Raw genomic sequence first — 20,826 nt, forward strand, 5'->3', positions numbered from 1 at the left:
GCGCTATTTGACAGTGAAAATTCGCGTCCTGGTGCGAGGGCAACACTACGAGATCAAAATCGAGCGGAGAAAGGTCATACAGCATGAACAGCGCATGGCTCCCGATACCCGAGGACAGTGACTTTCCCCTGCAAAATTTGCCATACGGCGTCTTCTCCCGGACGGGGGAGAGGCCGCGGGTAGGTGTGGCCATCGGCGACTACGTCTTGGACGTTTCCCAGATCGCGATCGTGCCGCACGCTGCCGAGTTCGCTTCGAACTCACTCAATGACTTCATGGCCCTGGGCCGTGTCGCCTGGCGTCAAACCCGCGCCGCTCTGGTCAATTTGCTCACCGACGAAACGAACCGCACAATCGTGGAGCCGCATCTCGTGCCGCTGGCCGAAGCAGAACTCCACTTGCCCTTCGATGTGGCCGACTACGTCGACTTCTACTCCTCCAAGCACCATGCCGCTAACGTCGGGGCGATGTTTCGCCCCGGCCAGGAGCCGGTGCCCCGCAACTGGAAGCACCTCCCCACCGGGTATCACGGACGGGCCGGGACTGTTGTTGTCTCCGGCGCGCCCGTAATCAGGCCCTGCGGCCAGTACAGCCTACCCGGCCAGGAACTGCCCATATTCGGCCCGTCACAACGGCTGGACATTGAGGCAGAGATTGGTTTCGTGGTCGGCGTTCCTAGTTCTCCGGGGGTACCGGTACCTACCTCTGCCTTTGCCGAGCACGTCTTCGGGGTTGTCCTCGTGAACGACTGGAGCGCCCGAGATATTCAGTCCTGGGAATACGTTCCCCTTGGCCCTTTTCTCGGCAAGTCCTTTGCCACCTCCGTGTCTCCATGGGTCGTACCGCTCGATGCCCTCGAGCAGGCACGATGCTTGCCGCCGGTTCCCGAGATCGAGCAACTGCCCTACCTCCGCGAAGAGCAACCTTGGGGCCTGGATATTCGCTTGAAGATCGAGCTGAACGGCGAGACCGTCGCACGGCCACCGTTCGCGCAAATGTACTGGACCGCCGCTCAGCAGTTGGCCCACATGACCGTCAACGGGGCTTCACTGCGCACAGGCGACCTGTTCGCCTCGGGCACAGTTTCCGGGCCCGAACGTAACCAGCGTGGTTCCTTATTGGAACTTGCGTGGAACGGAAGCGAGCCGCTGACCCTCGCCGATGGCAGCCTCAGGGCTTTCCTCCATGACGGGGACACGGTGTCACTCAGCGCCACGGCCGCAGGTCCCGAAGGCACACGTATCGGATTCGGACGGGTCACCGGGACGGTCAATCCTGCCAGCACCTCCACCGCCGCGGCGCAGAGGCATGGCAACGGGGATATTTCCACTGCCAATGATCTGGGGCTGTGTGAAACGGGGCCCGGCGCGGTGTACTGAGATCAGGGCGAAGAGCGGACTCAATTCCAGCAAGTTTTTCTGAAGGAGGAGCTTTGAACGAAAACATTGCCGCAGCTGTTACGGAGACAACGGGCGCAATTGAAGGGGCACGGGCAGATGTGCTTAGGTACCTCGACGCTCATCGTGACGGTATCATCGACCTCACCCAAGAACTGGTGGCTATCCCGACGGTCAATCCAAAGTTCCAGAGTGAGCCGTCACTCAATCGCGAGGCTGACGCTCAAAGCGTGGTGGCGGACAGGCTGCGATCAGCGGGGATGCAGGTTGAGACCTTTGACCTCACTCCCGGCCGTCCCAACGTGGTGGGCCTGAGGCAAGGCGCTGGGGGCGGACCCACTTTGGCGATTAACGGGCATATCGACGTTGTGCCGGCCGGTGATCTCTCCCTTTGGCGTCAGAATCCTTATGAGCCGTATGTCAGCGGGGGGCGCATGTATGGCCGGGGAACTTTCGACATGAAAGCTGGGTTGGCAGCGGCGGTCGTAGCGGCTGAGGCGATCGCGGCGTCCGGTATCGAACTGGCGGGTTCGCTGGCCGTACACAGCGTTGTCGATGAAGAAGCGGGGGGGTTCGGGACACGTCAAGTCGTTGGGCGTGGGCACCATGCGTCAGGGGTAATCGTCCCCGAACCGTCTCAAGGAAGGATCGTTGTCTGCCAGGGAGGGTTAGAGTGGGTGCGGGTGACGCTCCGCGGCGCGCAAGCACACACGGGCTGCCGCTGGAACGACATTTACCCTCAAGTCAACACCCCCGACAGGATCCGCCCAGGCGTCAATGCCATCGAGCTGTTCAAGCGGTTTCTTGACGCCGTTCAGCAGCTGGAAAAATCGTGGGGCCTCACCAAGCATCACCCACTCTTGCCTCCCGGGATCACAACAATCAGTCCGAGTGTGGTGCACGGTGGCTACGGGATTGGCGTGGACGGACTACCAGAGACCATGACCAACCCGGCGACAACCCCGGATGTTGTCACTGTTGACTTTGATTTGAAGTATTTGCCGACTGAGACTTCAGCCCAGATACGGGCCGAGTTTGAGCAGTTTGTCCACCACTGGTCGATGCTTGATCCCTGGACGGTTGCGCATCCGCCGATCATAACGTGGGACCTTTACGGCGCACACTTCCCCGAGTTCGAAACAGACCCCGAGTCGCCTTTGGTGCAGGCCATCCGACGGCAGTGCAACGCCCTGGGCAGGTCCAGTGACGTCACAGGTTTCATCGGTGTGTGCGATGGGGCATTCTATGTTGATTCGGGCGGGGCACCTGTCGTCTTCGGGCCGCTCGGTGGCGACGCTCACGGGGCCAATGAGTGGGTCGATACGAATTCAATCGTCGACGTGGCGAAGGTAATTGCAGTGGCGGCCCTCGAGTACTGCGGCATCGTCGGGTCCTAGTACTGATTTTCTTCCACGGCTGATACGAGTTGAGTTAGGCCTTTGGAAGCACCAACGGAGATGTCATAAAGGGATGTATCAGATTGTGTGTGCAGCATTCGTTCGTGGTTCCGAAGTTCACTCTAGCTGCGAGGAATTGCTTCGACTTTTACACCTAGCTCCTTGGCCCACGCGCGGAACCAGCCACCGATCGAGTGCGTACTATTTTCCGTCTGCTGCCTCGCGAATTACCGCGCCGACTTTCAGTGGTGACGCCGAGGGATACCCGGGCACGTAAGCCCCCAGATCGCTCGTGGATGCTTCCGGGCTGCCGTATGGAACAAGCTGTCCATGCCGGCACTGAATAAGAGCCTCTAGCGGACCGGGGTAGCCCCGTCGAACGTTGCGCACCAACTTGCTGCGCAATAGTCAGAACTGGCCCAACAGATCAGCCAAAGACCCTTAACAACTTGGCCATATTCAATCTCCAGGGTGTCGTGGCATGGAGGCACGGCCGGGCTCGTCCTTCGGCAATCCTTTGATTCATTTTGAATCAAGGGAGTACAATGCGAGGTGAAGAGAGGGGAATGGCCATGATCGTCATGAACAACAGTGACCTTGCGGCTTTGCACCGGGGGGCGCTGCAGCGCCAGGCGCGCCAGCGAGTGGATCTTTTGGATGAGCTCCGCGCTGTCCACAACGCGTCCTCCAGGGGAATGAACCAGCGCCAGATCGCCGAGATTCTCGTTACGAACCAAGCCAAAGTACATCGGCTGCTCAAAGCTATTGAACGCCGGCCCGCCATCCTCACGTCGCAAGAACCGGAGGAGGTCATCCTTCGCGCCTTCGCTTATGACACACCGCGGCCGGAGCTGGTGACAAAGCTGAAGTCCATGACGTTTACCGACGGCGAAGACGCGCCCTACCCGCATGAGGGCCGGATCCCGGGCACGTGGGACCAGGTGGTCGGCGCGTTCGCCCAAGGCCTGCTCGATGAGGCCGAATTCAATGAGGTCAGGGCGGCCGTTGGCCGCTGAAAGGGATGGTGTCCACGCCGCGCTGACGAGCCTGTACTCGGCTGGCGGTGGTCTGGAGAAGGCGCCGGAGTTGCTCCTTGCTTACTTTGACGATGCAGCGGTCGTCCGGTTGGCCAAGGCGTACATGGACAGGCAGCGGGATGTCGCCAGTGGCGGCCGTGCCGTTGTGGTCGCCGCGGGTCCGCCGGGTGCAGGCAAGACTGAAGCGCTGAAAACGCTGGATCTCCGGGGTTACCGTCTCATCGATCCTGACCATGCCAAGGACATGATCCTTGACGACGCCGAACGGCACGGCCTGCTCGGTTACCGCCACGATTACACGCTGCCTGACGGCGGGCCGGTGGGTGTGCGGGAACTCGCGTCCCACGTCCACGGCATCTCCACGAGGACAACCAATCTCGTCCGCCAGATGGCGTTGGCGGCAGGGGAGAACGTCATCATCGACGGGACCTTGTCATGGGAAAGGCTGCCGGCCCAGTACATCGACGAGCTCTTCATGTCCCGTTACGAGGAGGTTGAGGTGGTTGACGTTGAAACGACGCGGACCAACGCCATCGAGCGGGCCAGACAACGCTGGTGGATGGGCAGGGTCAGCGATTCCGCGATGGGCGGCCGGTTCGTTCCCGACGCCGTCATCGACAATTGCTACGGCGGCGGCACCGAATCCCAATGCGCCGCTAACGCGCTCAGCCTTGCCAGGATGGCGGGCGATGCGCTCGGTCGCGGAACACTCCGGCGATTTGACGTCGACGACGTCACGGGGGACGTCCAAGCAACCGGCATCACGACCTTCGAATAACCCGAACGAAGGGTCGATTCGGATCCGGCACTTCAGGACGACAACTTGTGATCAAACAACCCGCAGCGTGAGGGCCGGTTTCGGCACTTTGAAGTCGCCGTACACCAGGTAGTCGCCGGCGTCCGGTACAAAGCCGTACTGCTGCCAGTACCTGCTCAGGGCTGCCTTCGCTCCGTGGTGCGCCAGGGTGCCTTCCGCGTCTTCCTCTTCAAGGACCGGCGCGGCCTGCAGGATGACGAGCGGGCAGGTCCGGCCGATGCCCGGGGCACCCCGGTAGTCGAGCTCGTACTTGAAGGACAGGTACTAAGGTTCGATCTTTCGCATGAAAGCATCCTCGGCGGTTGGCAGCAAAGGGGCGGTTGTCCACCCGTAGTCTATGGGGGCTGGCTGCCGGCAGTGTCGAGCGGGCGGCCGCCGCATCGAAGACCTGGGCTGGAGTGCCGACGCGATCGTCGCCCTGCGGGGCGTGTCATGATCGGGGTACCGAGTGCTTCAACCGTTGCCCAAAGGATTTCCAGAGTGCCCGAAACAACAGATCATCCCGGCCAGCCTGCTCCGGGGTTTCCCTGCCTGGGGGAGGAGTGGGCTTACCGTCTGAAGGAATTCGACCCCTCGGAACGGGTGCTCGTCCACGCGCTCACACGCGACAAACGAAAAAGCCGGGCGGACATCGAGTTCCTGGACGGAGAGAAGTCAGGCACACGCACCAGTGTGCCGGGCGGCCGGTTGAAAGTACCGTGGCGCGAAGCAACCGCCTACGACCTGACCATGGCGAACTGGCGAAGGCTCGGTGCGGAGAGACTTGACGAGGTGGAAGACTACGCTGTGACAATCGCCTTTGGCCGCCTCATTCCCGAAGACGTAGCCGACCCTAATGGCGGCCGGGTCCCCAACACCACCATCGTGTTCAAACCGGATGAACTCGAGAACCTTATTGGACTGCCGCCAGCGCAACTTGCTGAGATGTTTCCTTCGTTCGAGCTCAACGGCAACCTCGTCCTGTCACCGGAGGGAACATTGGCGATCGCGGAGAATGCCTGCCGCTTCAACCCGCACGCGATTTTGACAGAAATCATGGAAGAAGAAGCCAGGACCCGGGAGCACTGCAAGCGCGGACGCGACTACATCAGCCCAATTGATGGCACTGAGGCTTTCAGCTCCCCGGAACGTGAGTACGACTTCTATGTCCGCTACGACAAACCAAGGCATGAGCTGCTGCGGCAATGGTGCGGGTACCGGGCGGTGTCGGTCCACGAACGCCTGGCTGCGGCCGAAGCTGAATGCCAGCGCCTGGACGAGGTGCTCGCAAGAACCATTGACGTGTTGAAAAGCAGGGATGCGGCAGGCACTGCGGAGGCCTTTGAACGGGAACACGAAGAAGGACGGATTACGCCGTACAACGTGCGCCCCGTTCCTGACAGGCCCCTGGCGCCATGGGAGATCCCGGTGCGTGAAGTCCCAACGCGTCGACGCTGGGGCTGGTAAACACGGCGCCCGATCGGTGCCGGCTAGGCGCGCCGTACGTCGGTTCTGGCTATCGCTGGTTTGGACCAGCCCAGACCCCAGAGACGGCGGGGGGCGAAGGCGCTGCCCCGCGGCATGACGGGCGTTGCTTTCAGCCGGGTGCACCACCCGGGCTGGCAACGGTCCCACTCAGAGTCCCGGAGGTAGACGGGTCCGCCCAACCAGGTCACGGACGGCAGGGTCCGGTCTGCGGTTTCACTGCCTATTTTCCGGTGAGTTCCGGTGGGCGGCGGCGGAAGGTTTTGGTGATGGAGAGTTTGCCGGAGTACTGGATGGAGCCGTAGCGGAAGAGGTGGACGGCCAGGCGCAGGACGAGGATGCCGAGGATGAACAGTTCGGCGATGACGATGATCGCTTCGGGGATGCTGAGTGTTCCGAATCCGTTGCGGAGCATGGCGGTCACCGGGGCCGAGAGCGGGAAGTCGGTGAAGGCCTGGACGGCGGGGGAGTGCGGGTCGGAGAGGATCAGGCTGATCGCGTAGAACGGGACGAAGATCAACGCCATGAGCGGGCCGAAGATCACCCCGGCTTCCTTGGCGGTGGGCATGACCGTGCCGATGGCCACGAGAACGGCGGTGAACAGGGTGAAGCCGCCCAGAAGGAGCAGGGCACCGGTGATCAGGGGCCCGGGTTCGAAGACCAGGGTGCTCAGGTCGACGTCGGGCAGGGAGGGTCGGTCCCGGAAGAAGGTGTAGCCGATGATGATTGGGGTGAGGAATACGCCGATCTGGACGATGCCGACGAGGAAGAGCGAGATGATTTTCCCGACGATCAGGGTCGTCGGGTTCAGGGTCGTGAGGATCATTTCGGTGACCCGGTTTTCCTTCTCTTCCAGGGTGCTGTTGAGCATCTGGCTGGAGAGCAGGATGAGGCTGACGTAGAAGACGAGCAGGAACATCAGCGGCGGGATGGCCGTGCCGAGGCCGCCGGAGACCTGCCCGTTGCGGAACGTTTCGGTGTTGCCGGTGACGTTCCCGCCGACGGCGGCGCTCAGCTCCGGGGAGCCGATCCTGGATTGTGCCGAGATGGTGAGGAGCTGCTTGGCGACGGCTTCGTAGGTGTTGTTCGCGAAGATGCCCTTGTCGGCGCCGTAGACCTTCACGGGTTCCTTGGCGGGGTTCGCCGGGTAGGCGAAGTAGGCGTCGATCCGGCCGGCTTTCACCTCGTCCAGGGCGGTGCCCGGGTCGGCTGCTTTCGTGCCGCCCATGATGGAGGCGGCCTTGTCGGGGATGATCCCGGACGCGTCCGTGTAGGTGAAGGTGAGTGCGGTGTTCTTCTGCGCCTCGGCGGTGGCGCGGGTGGAGGAGTTGCTGGCGAAGACCAGGCCGAAGATGATGGCCATGACCACGGGGATCGCGAGTGTGGCGATCCAGAACCTGCGTTTCTTGATGGTGCGGATGAACTCGAAGCTGACGACGGTCCCGAGGTTGTGCCGGCCGAGCAGGGAGGACCGGGTGGGTGTTGTGGTCATATCAGGCCGCCGCCGTTTCTTTGCCGTAGACGCAGATGAAGATTTCTTCCAGGGAGACCCGCTCGGTGGTGAAGCTGCGGACGGCCAGGCCGGCGTTGATCAGCTCCCGTAGAACCGCGGTCTCATCTGCACCGTGCTGCGGGGCCAGGTCGGCGCATCCCTCGCCGAGGGTTGTGATCTCGTATAGCTCCGATGTTGGGAGGACACCGGTGTAGGCGATCCGGTAGACGGCGCCGCCGAATTGTTCCTGGACCTCGGCGACGGTGCCGTAGGCGCGGGAGGTTCCGTCCTTGAGCAGGATCACCCGGTCGCAGAGGCGTTCGACTTCCTCCATCTGGTGGGTGACCATGATGACGGTGGAGCCTGCGAGTTTCTGCTCTTCGATGATGTCCATCAGTAGGCGTCGGTTCACTGGGTCGAAGCCCTTGGTGGGTTCGTCGAGGATCAGCAGTTCGGGTTCGTTCATGATGGTCACGCCCAGCTGGATCTTCTGCTGTTCCCCGCCGGAGAGCTTGTCCAGCCTGGTACTAGCCTTGTCGGTGAGCTCCACCCGGTCCAGGTACTCCAGGGACCAGGCGCGGGCCTGTGTTTTGCCGAGGCCTTTGAGCCGGCCGAAGTAGGCCATGATGTCCAGGACCTGTTCCTTTTTGTACAGGCCGCGTTCTTCCGGAAGGTACCCGAGCCGGATCCCGTCGCGGGGGTCGAAGGTCTTCCCGCCGATGTGCAGGATCCCGGCGGTGGGCTGGTAGATGCCCAGCAGCGCCCGAAGCGTGGTGGTCTTGCCCGAGCCGTTGCTGCCCAGGAACCCGAATGTCTCCCCGGCTCGGACATCGAAGGACAGGTCCTTGATGACCTTCGTGTCCCCGAAGTCCATCCTGAAATCTTTGATGTGCACCAACGGCTCAACAGCCGCACCCCCAGCAGTCATGCCAACACCCTATATAAGTTCTTGGCAGTTTTCGCGTCACGATCCGGTCCGAACCACACTGTCCCAGTAGGGACCGGTATGTCGTTAGTGCTCCAGTAGCATTTGAGCCATGACATCCAATTCGGCGCGGCAAGCCCGAAAACCGGTACAGCCCAAACCCAAGTCGGTATTTGTTGTTTCCCCAATTGGGGTTCCGGGATCGGAAGTTCACCAAAAGGCCATATATGCCTTGAAATACATCTTCCGCGAAGCCTTGAAAGGAGATGAGTGGGAGGTCCATCGGGCCGACGAGGGCAAGAGTCCGGACTCGATAGGGCAACATGTTATTAAGAGACTCCACGACGCCGATCTCGTGATTGCCGATCTGACCGGCCACAACCCAAATGTCTTTTACGAACTGGCCATTGCGCACGGTTGGCGCAAGCCAGTGGTGCACTTGATTGCCGCCGGCGAGAAGGTTCCATTTGACATTGTGGATCAGAGGACAATTTTCTACGACATCACTGATTTGGCTTCGGTCGAACAGGCCGTGGAGCTTCTCCGGGAGTATGCGGCATATGCGCTGGAGCACGCAGACGAGTTGGTTACTCCATTAAAGAGTTTCGAGATGTTCAATCAGATCAGGGCAGATCATGGAGATGGCGGGGCCGCAGTGGCGGAAGTCTTGGAGCAAGTTGTGTCCCGGCTTTCCCGGATGGAAAGACAACTCGGAGGGAATGGAGCCGGATTGCGGCTGGCCAGTGTCGGCCAAGGTCATGACTCCGGACTGCTCCCGGCAAGGGGAAGGGGCCTGGAAGAGCAATATCTGGCGCTCCAGGCATACGCCGACGCACTCAAAGCCATGGAACCCCGATCTAAGCAAGACACGCTTGAGCTTTATAAGACCGAGAACCAAATGGCAGCCCTTAGAGGACAGAACGAAGCCTTCTTCAGCGCCGTCCAGGAACCAGATCTTCATCGTGGTCGGGCTGAGTAGCCAGTAAGGCGTAAATGTCTCACGCTAAAGCTGAAACCAGAGAGGTCATCGAACCTTTACGAGTTCGCGACGATGTGAAACTGTCATTGACGGTTTGCCGGCTCTTGGTGGTTAGTGGGGACAGGGATTCCCGGATGAGTGTCATGCCGCCGTCCGGACGGCACTTCTCAAGAGAATAACCGATTTGTAATTGGCCGGGTTGCGGTAACCGCGGGCGGTTAACTGATTTTCGTTTGATTTTTTTATGGCGGTGTTGTTGGCTTCGACCTTGCCCGTCGTGGCCCCGGTAATAATCAGCACCTCGATCTCTTTCCACCACCGGCAGACCGTGCGGTACTTAAACAGACGAAGGTAGGCTCGAACCGACCCTTTTTAGGTGATAGTCAACTATCAACTTTACGCCGATAATAGTGATTTCGTCGGCCTGAGCTGGGGAGAGGCCGCCCAATGGCTCATCTTTTCCTCGAGGAGTTCGGCTAACGCGGCTTGTAGACGTCGGAGCGGTGTTCGATGCGGTGGACGTACAGGATGTGCTCTTCGATGTCGAGGGTGAACAGGACCCTGTAGTCGCCGCGCCGTGCGGTGCGGAGTCCGAGCAGTTCGTTCGTGAGGGGTTTGCTCAGCCGGTGGGGGTTCTCGGCAAGTGCGCCGGTGACGAATTCGACGATGGCGGTTGCTGCTTTCTGCGGCAGCCGTCGGAAACCCTTCAGTGCCGGGCTGGTGACCTTGACGTTCCAGAGGGCGGAACCGGCGGATTCTGCGTCGGTCACCGCGGCGGCAGCCCGAATTCACGGCGCAGGTCTGCGCCGCTGGTGGTCGCACCCTGGGCGATGTCGCGCCGGGCCTGGTCCAGGTCTTCGCGGATGCCCGGCTGGGAGAGCCAGTGGATGGTTTCCTGCAGGGATTCCAGGTCGTCGGCGGACATCAGCACCGCTGACGGGTGTCCGTGCCGGGTGATCTGGATGATCTCGTGCGTCGTGTCTGCTTCCTCCACGAGGGCGGACAGCTTGTCCTTGGCTTCGCTGAGCGGTACGGTTCTCATGAAGGAAATTATAGCCTTATATCAGGCCCTCAACTAGCCTGACTTTTAGCCGATAATGGACCTTATGTCAAGTAAATTGCTTGAAGCTTCAACTAAATTCCGTGTTGAATGTCCTGTCTCAATTTAGTTGGCCATTTTCGCAATCTACCTGGCCGCCTACGCATTTCCGGGCGTCCCTGGCCGGCGGAAATATCCAGCACCGGCGGATATGTTGCATGGATCACATTTCGCCTAAGGTTGTCCGGGGCGCCACAGCGTCGTGGCACCCAACTGAGAGCGGAGAAATTTTCGTGACGACAGACAAGCTTCAAGTGCTGGTCCGCGTGGACCTCGACTGCGCAAAAGGCCCAGGTTGCCACCCAAGGCCGCGTGACGTCCCAAAGCGTCCATGGCCTGTATGACGTGATGAAGCGTGCCAACTCGCTCACCGCGGGCATGACGCTGGAGCTCGACATGACCCGGGCCTCGATCGAGCCCGACACTTTGGAAGAACTCCGGACTTGCTCGCGGTCCCACCATCTGCCTGCCCACGTCGATCCGCTCCAGTCCGAATACCGGCTGAGCATCCTCGCACCCGATCACGCCGCGCCCCCGGGACCATTAGCTACCCAGGCGGCCTGACCCCAACAGCAATCCCCGACATCAGGGTGGAAAACCGCCAGCGAGTCTCCGCATGATCCGGCGACACGGTCACCGCATGGCGCCTCACTCCCCTATTTTCCGGGGACTCTGCCAACGCCGACAGTAGCGACGTCCCCATCCAGCGTTGCTTGAGAGTATGGACCCCATGGATAAGTCTGCAGCCAGGAACATAGACGGGCCGGACGCTGTCCTGGAGGTCCGTGTGGAGCTCGTCGTCCCTTCGCCCCGCTGCGGCCGGTAAACGGCGAGATGCCGGAAGCCCTGCAGTGGCTACCAAGGCAGGAATGCGAAGAACCGGGAGGCAGGCCTGAAGAGGAATGCTCCCTGGACCAGCTGCTCGACCTGAGTTCAGCCGCAGCCTTCCACGAATACGACTTCGGCGACAGCTAGCTGCACCGGATCGAACTGATGTCCCGCCGGACCGCACACGACGACACTCCACCAGCTCTGCTGATTGACGGCGGCCGGCGCGGCCCGCTGGAAGACCCCGGAGGATTTCCGGGCTACGAGGAGGTCATGGACGCCCTCGCCGACCCGTCCCGTCCTGGCTACGCCGAACATTCCACCCGGGTGGCCGACATGACCGGCTCCGATAAACCTTTCGACCCTGCATTCCTGGAGATCGCCGGCCGTGAACCTGGCGCTGGCCGAGGAGTTCTAAACCCCCGGCTTTTGGGGTGAAAAAAGGCCTATTCCTTAACGCCAGGCACAGCCCTTCCCCGCACGCTCCCCCAACCGCCTCCCGTCGAATAAATCGACGTTATGTAAGTTATCAGAATGACAGGACAAATTAGAACAACATCTACCCGAAACTAGATATGACCTAACCGTCAGGCCGTAGGCAGGCTGCCTCACATGCATTGTGCCACTGGCCTGCAGCTTTGGTCCTGCCTCAGCAAATATGATGGCGCCATGGGCTACTTCAAGGAACTGCAAATTCGGATTGATGAACAGGGATGGATCCCGAGCGACCAGTTCGTGTGCGAGAAATGCATCGCGGACCCTACCCTTGCCGCTTATATCTCCGAATCCTTACAACTCGAAAGAGACTGCTCATTCTGTAATCGTTCTGGGGCAGCCAAGCTTGACGTTCTGCTTGATGACTTCATAAACGGGATACGCAACGACTACCAAAAAGCCGATGATGAAGGGCTCGCTCGCGATGGCGCTGAATACCAGTGGCCGCACTGGGACACGTGGGACCTCCTTGACCGAGGCTACTCGGACGATATTGGAAACCAAGCGTTGTTCGAAGCAGTCAGGGCCTGCCTCCCAATGGAGATGTGGGCCGTGCTTGACGGATGGAGATTGCCGAAGGATCAGTGGCTCAAGGATGCCTGGGATGTGTTCGTCCAAAAGGTCCACCGATCCCCTCGCATGGATGACTGGCTAGCCATTGAATCGGAGGCATCCGACCCCGACGATCTGTCTCCCCGGGAAATCCTCGAACATGTCGCCGACAGCCTTCAGCCGCTCGGCCTAATTCGCTCAACGGGCCCCCATTTTGTCACCATGCGTGCACGTCAAAAAGAAGCTGGATGGGAAACTTGGAAGGCCGGCGAGCTCGGCACCGCCCCAGGCAGATACGCCAAGGCAAACCGATTTAGCGGGGCAGGTACTGAGATGTTCTACGGTGCCGAAGACGAGGACACCTGTGCAATGGAGATTCGTTTGGACTCAGCTATTGGCGGCGTACTCGGTCGGTTCTCAGTGGATGCCGGGTTGCAGTTCCTTGATCTGACATCCCTACCGCCCGTGCCTTCAGTCTATGACCGCGAACTTGGGCCGTGGAGGCGCGACATCATGTTCTTGCACACCTTCGCCGACGAGTGTTCGAAACCGCTCAAAGATGCCGCCGTGAGTCCAGAAGTCGGCTACACGCCCACCCAGGTAGTCGCGGAGTTCTTCTTCGGTTCAGATCACCGGGCCGTTAATGTTGACGCTATCCGCTTCCTGTCGTCGCTAACTGGCCAGCCTTGCTGGGTGATAAATCTTCCCCATACGGCTTGCCTGAACGACAGGGCCAACATTGAAGGCAAGCTGAGCCTTCGCCTTGTTGCCACGAAGACCATCTGAAGAAGCCGACCCCTGAACGGCCCTGGCCAAGGTGAAGCGCCCGTCGACGGGTACTCGCCTGCCCGGCGAACCCCACCAAGGAGGGGCTGCCCAGCGCTTGGGGCGAGTTAGTAATGATGCCCTCCGCTAATTCTGGCGGACGAAGGCGTTGACTTCGGCAAAGAGTTTTTCTGCACGATCCAGTGTCGCTGCACTGATCTCTGGAAGGAAGTGTGCCTGCCTCCTGTTCAGAGCCGCAGCCGGAGAGAAATGATTTATCCGCCCGCTGTTGAGTCCCCGGGCTTCGAACGCCCTCTCAACCCGCCTGACGAGTCTGGAGTCGTCCGGTAACTCATCGACGGTAAGCTTCTTGCCCACCAACACGCCCTGGTATGCATCGTTTATCAGTTCCACATAAAAACCCGGCTCGAAGAGGTCCTCGATGTCGGCATCTGTCTTGCCCAGGATTGCGCCGATCTCGACGATTCCGCCGTTGCCGAGGCGGCCAGCCTCCCTGAGACGCCTGACAGACACCCCGTCGTTGCTCGAGGAGTCCACGAGCGCAATGGTATTTAGTTTGTTCGACCCAAGGAGGGCTATGAAGGCAGGCAGTTTTGCGATACCGCCAGCTGGCGTGATGACGAGCCTGTCGTCCAGACCGGCGCGGTTTTTTGCTTTGAGGGCTTCGGATAGCACTTCTAAGTACAAGACGTCGCCTGGCCCTTCGACAAGCAAAACGTTTGGTCCGACAAACAGCGTTTGGCTAAGTTCAATGCCGAGCGTGGCGTGCAAAGGGAATGCTGTCTCCGCGTCTGCCTTCAGCACGTCCGCCGAGACGATCGTTCCTTGCACTTCATGATCCACAACGGTCCGGACACGACCAAACTTGTGGGCGTTGATCATGAAAGGCGAGTGCGTGGAGAAAACGACCTGATGCGCAGGGGCGAGTCGCTCGTCGATGAATCGGAGCAGGTCGGCCTGCGCCGTGGCATGAAGGTTCAGGCCGGGTTCATCCAGGAGCAGAATCAGTTGCCGCTCTACGTTCTCCTCCAGGTGCGTGAAGTAGGCAAGGAAGGAGAAGAACCAAACGAAGCCTCGTGACCGTTCGTCAAACGGGACACTGACGTTGTGTCGTTGGTTGACCACGCGGATTTGGAGCAACGGCGCCGCGTCGAAAGGCGCCACAGCGCCGAGCTCAGGTTTTCCGATGATATCGAGTCGGACAGAGAGATTCTTATTCTGGGTCCAATACTCGAACACCTCGCTGCTGATGCTGTTGGAAGCGTTTTCGAGATCCCGTATCAGGTGCTCGTGCGACTCCGGTTCGTGGAAGTCTTCCGGTTCCACGCCGGCCATGCTGAGCAGCGCTAGAACGGCCTCTTCGCCGCGGCTTAGGCTTCCTGCGTCCCGTGCCGAGATCAAATGCGGGATCGACACCTTTCCGGGCATTGAATCGTAGTCCCCGAAGTATACAAACTTCGGCCGTCGCGAAGAAAGTACGTCAATGACGGCGAGTGTTAGACGCTGCTTTCTCCACGAAGAGACCTCGGAGATCACGGCCGTGGCACTTGAGGTGGGTGCCTCCATGGCCTCCAGCGCCTTAACCAACTTCTGCACGGAGTCGGCCTGATCGACAAGCTCTTGGGTTGCCTTGGGCAGGTCCAGACCCTCACGCAGGCGACGTACAGCAGCCAATTCGTCGGTTTCCACACTCCAGGTGCTTGCTGTGAAGCGATAGCCCGTCGTCATCGAGATTCGGCGGCTCCGAAGTACATCAGTCCCGAATTTTTCCTCGACAGCGTTCACGTCGTCGTCGTCGAGCTCGTACGTCAGAGTGCTGACAGGTATCGGGTCCGCACCCTTGCGCTCACGGGTCAGCCGGCTCGGATAGTCCAACCCTTCGTCAAACTTCGCCTTGTCGACGGGGCAGGACTTGAACATGGCTTGCAAGACCGCGGTTTTTCCGGACTCATTTTTGCCTACTAGGCACGTCACATCCGGTTCGACGTCGAATTCTCCACCGTCGTCGATGCTCCTATACCGTCGCAGTTCAGCGGTGATGAGTTTCATCGAGCGGTCCCTTCCCCTACGTGTCTCGGGGCCGACCGCCCCTCGTGCTGATATTACCGGTGACGTCCGCCATGTGCGTCTCGGCGCGGCGAGGGATGGTGCGTGGCCGCCCAAGGCAAGCGCCCCCTATCTCCTGGACAAGCTCTGCTCTCCTGCCCATCACTTAACGCCGAACGCAGCAACCGGTCGTTGACCGTGCAGGTGCTGGCTCAAAGGCCTCGCCCAAACAGTCAATAACAACCCTCTACTGACATGCCCCGGCCAGCAGGGTAGACGGAAATCCACCGTAGTGGCCTGCAGACAGACGCCAGCGGCCGAATGGCAGTGGGGGCAGAATTCGGATCGGTTGAGTCAGAACTCGAGTGCGATATCAAAGTTGGTCAATAAACGCGTAGGAGCGTCTTGGCTGTCTGGCATACCTTCCGGTTCCAACCGCTGTTTCTGGACACAGCACCGAGAAGAACATAGGTCTCAACCTGACGGCCTTCCTTCTCGATGTCATGCGCGCCCGGCCCTGTTCAGACGGTAGTCGATTCAGCATGGTTCCCACCCGAACGCCGATAACAGCGCATATGACACGCCCCAGGCTGCGTCGGCCGCTCCATCGCTTCTACGCGTCGCCAAGATAACCACTGTGGTTGCGAGGTCGACAGTCGACGTGTGGCGCGGTTAGTCGCGTCAGGTCATCCGTCGCAATTGTCCAAAGCGCTTTGGACAATTGAAGCGCCTGACTCCGGCCGCCGAGGGCTGAGGTAGCCGATAGTGTGGTTGCGTGCCCACGATCGAACCTGACCTGCCCAGCGGATATATAGGAACACTTGCTTCACTGAAGGAGCTGGTGACCGCCGCACAGCTACGTGCCCAGCAGGCAGCCAGTTCTGCAATGGTGGAGATGTATTGGGGCATCGGCGCCACGATTCTGCAGCGACAGACGCAGGAACCGTGGGGTTCGAAGATCCTGCAGCGCCTCGCGTCAGATCTGAAGGCTTCATTCCCGCACATGCGTGGTTTCTCCCGCTCGAACCTGTTCTACATGCGGTCTTTCGCCTCTGCCTGGGACTTCTCCGACGCCGACGTGCGGGACCGCATCGGGACACTGGGCTGGGGACACATCATCGAACTGCTCAAGCTGAAGGACCCTGAAGTCCGCGACTGGTACGCCCAAATGGCCAGCGAACAAAAGTGGAAACTCACGGTCCTCGAGCACCAGATCGCTACCGGCTTGCACCGGCGGATCGGGGCCGCGCCCAACAACCTCGAATCACGCCTGCCAACAGGGGGTGCCGAGCTGGCTCAGAACGTCGCCAAGGATCCGCTCGTCCTTGATTTCCTGGGACTAACCACCGAAGCAGAAGAATTGGCCATCGAGGAGGCCATGACGCAACGCATGTCCCAGACGTTGGCCGAGTTTGGCCGTGGCTTTGCGTTCTACGGTCGCCAGTATCATTTGGACGTTAAAGGCGAGGACTTTTACATAGACCTCCTTCTAGTACACGTACCAACAAACAGGTTCGTGGTCGTTGAACTTAAGTCCGGCAGGTTCCGTCCGGAACAGCTGGGGCAGTTAAACTTCTATGTTGCTGCGGTCAACGACCTCGTGAAATTCCCCGGCATGGCGCCTTCGGTCGGGATCCTCGTGTGCGGGTCGAAACACGACCCCACCGTTCGTTACGCCCTCGACGGCTCGTCCCAGCCAATCGCCGTCACCTCGTATACGTACGAGACACTCCCGGACAAGGAACGTGAGGCGCTCCCCTCCCCCGCCGCGATCACAGCTGCCTTGGAACAAGGGACCGTCGGAAACCAGGAATCCATCGATGACGCATGATCCCGGCGGGATCGCTATCTCGTCAGACCGGCGGCTTAAGAGACTGCCCGGTCCACGCAGGGCGTTGAGGCATAAGAAAATATCGGCGGGTATGGGAATCTTCCTATATTGCTGTACCAGGCCAAAGCAGCAGGCCTCGGCACACCATCGTCTTTCTGCCACAGGCTGTGGCGGTATTGCGACGCAGCTCTCGGATGCGTGCCTTGCTGCTAGCCGTTTCCCGCAGCGCCCAGGGATTGGCAGCTGGAAATTTCGATGCCGTCCGGTCAGTCTTAGGGGCTGCTGCCCAAGCCTCGATCAGGTGCTGGATGGGTGGGCCGTGTCCCCAAGGTTGCTCAGCTCCCCAGGGTGTTGACCCTTCAAAAGCCAATTGTCCAAAGCGCTTTGGACAATTGGGCTGCACACGCGCTTTAGGCTAATCAACAGTCGACGTGTTCCTGAGCCCGCCAAGTTCATGGAGTGAAGTACGGTTCATGCGATTGGGGCTTGCTGACTCCCGCAAAAGGCCTGGCGTTCGGTTACTCGCGACGGAGTCGCCGACCAGGTTGGGGGCCTCTCCAGTCCTGGTTGGCACAAAGCATTGACGATTCGAGCTGGGACGCCCATTATCGACCAGAGTTACGGGACGATAATGGACAATCCACTAGCTGAGGTTTACAAGCACTTCGTCGAGGTTGGCGGCGATGGCGGTGTGTGGTGCCGCTTCGAGTTGTTCGCGGTTGTGGGCTCCGCCTAGGACGCCGATGACGCGCCCGGCTCCTGAGCGGGTGCCAGCGAGCAAGTCATTGGCTGTGTCGCCGGCGACGAGTACGCGCTGGACTGCGTCGATCCCGAGTTCGACGACAGCGGTGAGGATCAGGTCTGGGTACGGGCGGCCACGCAGTGTTCCGGATTGGGCGATCGTGAGATCGATCAAGTCCCGCCAGCCGAGGGAGTCGAGGAGGGCGTCCTGGACTGCGGCGTCGAAGCCGGTCATCAGGCATGTCTTTACTCCGCGTTCCCGCAGGCCGGCAAGGACGGTCTCGGCGCCGTCCTTGGCCGGTAGTTCACCTGCCCAAACGGCGTTGAGCATGAGATCGATGAAGGTGCGGTGTGCTTCGGCGGCTTTGTGGGGGTCGGGGGCGAGGCGGTTGAACATGTCGGTTTTGGCCATGCCGCGAAGGGGTCTGAGCATTTCCGGGGTGATGGGGTCGAGTCCGGCGCGAAGCAGGGCCTCGTCAACGGCTCGCTCGACGACGCCGTTGTCCGCGATGGTGGTGCCGGCCATGTCGATGACGGCCAAGTCGATCACGGTGTTGTCTTGGTTGGGCATGAGGTTTCCTCCTACAGGGAGTGTTCGATGGTGATGTCGGCCATGAGATCCAGTGCCGTGGTGGATGCTTGCGGGCGGCGCACTGCGATCCCGACAAAGAGCGCGTCGACCACGCCCAGATGAGCCAGCCGGCTGGCCATCGCCTCGAGGCGGAAGCCGTATTCGGGTCCTCCCGCCACAAGTGAGGCATCAGCGCTGCGGGTCAGGGGTGAGTTGGTGAAGCTTGTGATGGCCAGGACGAACGCACCCGCGGCGCGCGCAGCCTCGGCGCTCCGGAGAGATTCGCGGCTGGCGCCGGTGTGGCTGATGACAAGGCAGACACAGGATTCGTCGAGGTGGCGTGCCGCCAGTTCTTGGGCCATGACGTCGGCGGGGAAGAGCGTGACGAGGCCTAGGGCCGAGAGCCGGTAGGCGGCATCGTGGGCTGGGGCCGCGGAGGTTCCATTGCCGATGACAAGGACCCGGCTGGCCACGGCAATGCGATCGATCGCGAGTGAGAGCAGATCGGGGTCGACGGTCTGCGCCGCGTCCACCAGTGCCCTTCCGCTGCGGCGGAGGATGCGGTCCAGGATTTCGCCGGCGGGCGTCTTGCCGTCGATTCCTTCTTCATGGACGAGTTCTTGCCCTTGGTGATCCTGGTGAGCAAGGTCACGTGCGACCACAAGCTTGACCTCTTGATAGCCCCGGTACCCGATCCGTTGGCAGGCGCGAACGGCGGAAGACTGCGCGACGCCGGCCTTTTGGGCGAGCTCGGTGACAGAGCCGCGTAAGACGGCGTGGGGGTCACTGAGAATTATCTCGATGACCCGCTTGTCGGTATCTTTCAGGCCGGGAAGCGCGGCTTGCGCACGTGTGACGAATTCGCCACTCACTAGCGAGGGCTTGGTTGTAACCACTGAACCTCATTTCGCTGAACAATTGCAGGTCATCTACCGGTGGACAGCGTAGCCGAGATGGGACTAATCATCCAAGCGGAGATGGATCATCTGGATAGTTAGTCCCAAATTTACCTCGGCGTAGCCTACCCGTAACCCCCGTCGCCGAAGGTTGGTGTTGCCAACACGATGTGCCGGCGCAGTGAACGGTCCGAACCGAAGGGCCATGGAAGGCGCGACACCAGAGACGCCACGCAGTCTCATTCAGCACAACGCCTTCAACCCCAGGACCTTTCATGACTCCGCCGCACGGGCGGCCTAACAATAGGGAAAACGAGGAACAAAGAGTGGTCAATCTTTCGCCGACCGCCGCGTTGCGCCAACGAGCCGCCGACCTACGCCACGAGGGCGTAGAAGTCTTCAACTTCTCGCTGGGTGAACTCGACCTGGCGACCCCAGCTCACATCGTCGCCGCAGCCATCGACGCAGCGGCCAAGCCGGAGAACCACCACTACGGTCCGACAGCAGGCGAAGATCGCCTGCGTCAAGCGATCGCGGAGCGGCTCACCTCCCGGGCAGCGGCGCCCCTCGACGACATGAACGTGCTCGTCACCAACGGCGCCAAACAGGCTCTTTTCAACACGTTCCTGGCTGTGCTCCAGCCCGGAGACGAGGTGCTGATACCTGCGCCCTACTGGGTGACCTTCCCATCGTCGGTCCGGCTGGCCAACGGTAGACCGGTGATCGTCCAGCCATCCAAGGGCCTGAAAGTGACTCCGGAGAACTTGGAGGCAGCCCGCACGCCCGTCACCCGGGCAATTATCCTGTGCTCACCGAACAACCCAAGCGGCCTCGTCTACGACCGCTTGGAACTCCAGGGCATCCTCTCGTGGGCGGCAGATCACGATATCTGGGTCGTCTCAGATGAGACTTACGTCGACCTCGGGTTCCAGCCCATCCCGGCCCCAAGCCAAGTCGCACCACAGGTGACTGAGCGTCTCATCACAGTCGGCAGCGTGTCCAAGTCCTACGCCATGACGGGCTGGCGGGTCGGATGGATGGCAGGCCCCAAAACGGTCATCAGCACGGCCGCCGCCATCCAGTCCCACACGACCTCCAATGTCAGCCGAATAGCCCAAGCGGCAGCCCTCGCCGCCCTCACCGGACAGGACGTGACCACCGGTTTTCGGACGATCCTCCACCGAAGACTGAGTCTGTGCGAGTCGATCCTGGAGCCGCTTGGGCTGTTTCGGTCACCTCCTGACGGCGGGTTCTATATCTTCCCCGACATTCGAAAGTTCGGCCCTGACGACGTCACGGTGGCAGAACGCCTCCTAAACTCAGGCATCATCACCGTCCCGGGTTCGTCGTTCGGCACACCCGGACATCTGAGGCTGAGCTTCGCCATCGAAGAGGAACAGCTTCACCGCGGACTGCTGACCATGGCGAAAATACTCAAAGACTTCGCAGCCTGATGCGATCGATCCACGCGGA

19 protein-coding genes and 1 pseudogene are annotated in these 20,826 nt (G+C 60.6%); 12 read left to right on the forward strand and 8 right to left on the reverse strand.

The genetic code is table 11. The annotated features are described in order from the left end of the window. The first annotated feature begins 83 nt into the window (after positions 1 to 83). The 5 genes from fahA (at position 84) to AC3WJM_RS09940 (ending at position 6,094) form a co-directional block, all read left to right on the forward strand. A complete protein-coding gene (gene fahA, locus AC3WJM_RS09920; protein ID WP_492271793.1) occupies positions 84 to 1,379 on the forward strand; it encodes a fumarylacetoacetase in 1,296 nt (431 codons plus the stop codon). A gap of 53 nt (positions 1,380 to 1,432) precedes the next feature. Continuing rightward, positions 1,433 to 2,794, forward strand: coding sequence for a M20 family metallopeptidase (locus AC3WJM_RS09925; protein ID WP_492271794.1), 1,362 nt, complete (start codon positions 1,433 to 1,435; stop codon positions 2,792 to 2,794). Positions 2,795 to 3,339: 545 nt separating this feature from the next. Further along, the gene (locus tag AC3WJM_RS09930; protein ID WP_492271795.1) at positions 3,340 to 3,810 is read left to right on the forward strand and encodes a hypothetical protein; all 471 of its coding nucleotides are present in this window, start codon (positions 3,340 to 3,342) and stop codon (positions 3,808 to 3,810) included. Then, positions 3,767 to 4,609 carry a zeta toxin family protein gene (locus AC3WJM_RS09935; protein WP_492271796.1) on the forward strand — a complete coding sequence of 281 codons (843 nt, stop codon included), beginning with the start codon at positions 3,767 to 3,769 and terminating at the stop codon, positions 4,607 to 4,609. Before AC3WJM_RS09930 ends, AC3WJM_RS09935 begins: the two co-directional genes overlap by 44 nt. Before the next feature lie 519 nt (positions 4,610 to 5,128). Next, the gene (locus AC3WJM_RS09940) at positions 5,129 to 6,094 is read left to right on the forward strand and encodes a hypothetical protein (RefSeq protein WP_492271797.1); all 966 of its coding nucleotides are present in this window, start codon (positions 5,129 to 5,131) and stop codon (positions 6,092 to 6,094) included. A 241-nt stretch (positions 6,095 to 6,335) separates the two neighbouring features. Here AC3WJM_RS09940 and AC3WJM_RS09945 read toward each other — a convergent pair whose 3' ends face one another. Next, entirely contained in the window at positions 6,336 to 7,604 is a 1,269-nt protein-coding gene (locus AC3WJM_RS09945) for an ABC transporter permease (RefSeq protein ID WP_492271798.1), read from the reverse strand. Between the two features lies 1 nt (position 7,605). Continuing rightward, entirely contained in the window at positions 7,606 to 8,532 is a 927-nt protein-coding gene (locus AC3WJM_RS09950; protein ID WP_492271799.1) for an ABC transporter ATP-binding protein, read from the reverse strand. Positions 8,533 to 8,641: 109 nt separating this feature from the next. On the opposite strand from AC3WJM_RS09950, the gene AC3WJM_RS09955 reads away from it, so the two are divergent. Next, positions 8,642 to 9,508, forward strand: a complete 867-nt coding sequence (locus AC3WJM_RS09955; protein WP_492271800.1) for a hypothetical protein — start codon at positions 8,642 to 8,644, stop codon at positions 9,506 to 9,508. Between the two features lie 141 nt (positions 9,509 to 9,649). Here the strand turns inward: AC3WJM_RS09955 and AC3WJM_RS09960 are convergent. The 3 genes and pseudogenes from AC3WJM_RS09960 to AC3WJM_RS09970 all read right to left on the reverse strand — a co-directional run. After that, positions 9,650 to 9,844: pseudogene (locus tag AC3WJM_RS09960) on the reverse strand (transposase); the annotation flags it as partial. 140 nt (positions 9,845 to 9,984) lie between these two features. Continuing rightward, entirely contained in the window at positions 9,985 to 10,278 is a 294-nt protein-coding gene (locus AC3WJM_RS09965; protein ID WP_492271801.1) for a type II toxin-antitoxin system RelE family toxin, read from the reverse strand. Beyond that, positions 10,275 to 10,550, reverse strand: coding sequence for a type II toxin-antitoxin system Phd/YefM family antitoxin (locus AC3WJM_RS09970; protein ID WP_492271802.1), 276 nt, complete (start codon positions 10,548 to 10,550; stop codon positions 10,275 to 10,277). Before AC3WJM_RS09970 ends, AC3WJM_RS09965 begins: the two co-directional genes overlap by 4 nt. Before the next feature lie 369 nt (positions 10,551 to 10,919). On the opposite strand from AC3WJM_RS09970, the gene AC3WJM_RS09975 reads away from it, so the two are divergent. The 4 genes from AC3WJM_RS09975 (at position 10,920) to AC3WJM_RS09990 (ending at position 13,268) form a co-directional block, all read left to right on the forward strand. Further along, entirely contained in the window at positions 10,920 to 11,171 is a 252-nt protein-coding gene (locus tag AC3WJM_RS09975) for a hypothetical protein (RefSeq protein WP_492271803.1), read from the forward strand. Between the two features lie 270 nt (positions 11,172 to 11,441). Then, complete coding sequence (locus AC3WJM_RS09980; RefSeq protein WP_492271804.1) at positions 11,442 to 11,582, forward strand: hypothetical protein; 141 nt, start codon at positions 11,442 to 11,444, stop codon at positions 11,580 to 11,582. An 18-nt stretch (positions 11,583 to 11,600) separates the two neighbouring features. Beyond that, positions 11,601 to 11,873, forward strand: coding sequence for an IS1096 element passenger TnpR family protein (locus AC3WJM_RS09985; RefSeq protein ID WP_492271805.1), 273 nt, complete (start codon positions 11,601 to 11,603; stop codon positions 11,871 to 11,873). 231 nt (positions 11,874 to 12,104) lie between these two features. Beyond that, positions 12,105 to 13,268, forward strand: coding sequence for a HEPN-associated N-terminal domain-containing protein (locus AC3WJM_RS09990; RefSeq protein WP_492271806.1), 1,164 nt, complete (start codon positions 12,105 to 12,107; stop codon positions 13,266 to 13,268). Between the two features lie 126 nt (positions 13,269 to 13,394). On the opposite strand, the gene AC3WJM_RS09995 is transcribed toward AC3WJM_RS09990, so the two are convergent. After that, on the reverse strand, positions 13,395 to 15,317 hold the full coding sequence (locus AC3WJM_RS09995) for an AAA family ATPase (RefSeq protein ID WP_492271807.1): 1,923 nt from the start codon (positions 15,315 to 15,317) through the stop codon (positions 13,395 to 13,397). Between the two features lie 772 nt (positions 15,318 to 16,089). Here AC3WJM_RS09995 and AC3WJM_RS10000 point away from each other — a divergent pair. After that, entirely contained in the window at positions 16,090 to 17,145 is a 1,056-nt protein-coding gene (locus AC3WJM_RS10000; protein WP_492271808.1) for a PDDEXK nuclease domain-containing protein, read from the forward strand. Between the two features lie 643 nt (positions 17,146 to 17,788). Here the strand turns inward: AC3WJM_RS10000 and AC3WJM_RS10005 are convergent. Both AC3WJM_RS10005 and AC3WJM_RS10010 read right to left on the reverse strand, forming a co-directional pair. After that, entirely contained in the window at positions 17,789 to 18,457 is a 669-nt protein-coding gene (locus AC3WJM_RS10005) for an HAD family hydrolase (protein WP_492271809.1), read from the reverse strand. Positions 18,458 to 18,468: 11 nt separating this feature from the next. Next, positions 18,469 to 19,353: a MurR/RpiR family transcriptional regulator gene (locus AC3WJM_RS10010; RefSeq protein WP_492271810.1), complete on the reverse strand. Its 885-nt coding sequence runs from the start codon at positions 19,351 to 19,353 to the stop codon at positions 18,469 to 18,471. Positions 19,354 to 19,679: 326 nt separating this feature from the next. Between AC3WJM_RS10010 and AC3WJM_RS10015 the strand changes: the two genes are divergently transcribed. Then, positions 19,680 to 20,807 (forward strand): aminotransferase class I/II-fold pyridoxal phosphate-dependent enzyme, encoded by a 1,128-nt coding sequence (locus AC3WJM_RS10015; protein ID WP_492271811.1) that lies wholly within the window; start codon positions 19,680 to 19,682, stop codon positions 20,805 to 20,807. Positions 20,808 to 20,826 lie beyond the last annotated feature (19 nt).

Source organism: Arthrobacter sp. FW306-1B-G06A, from assembly GCF_058781765.1.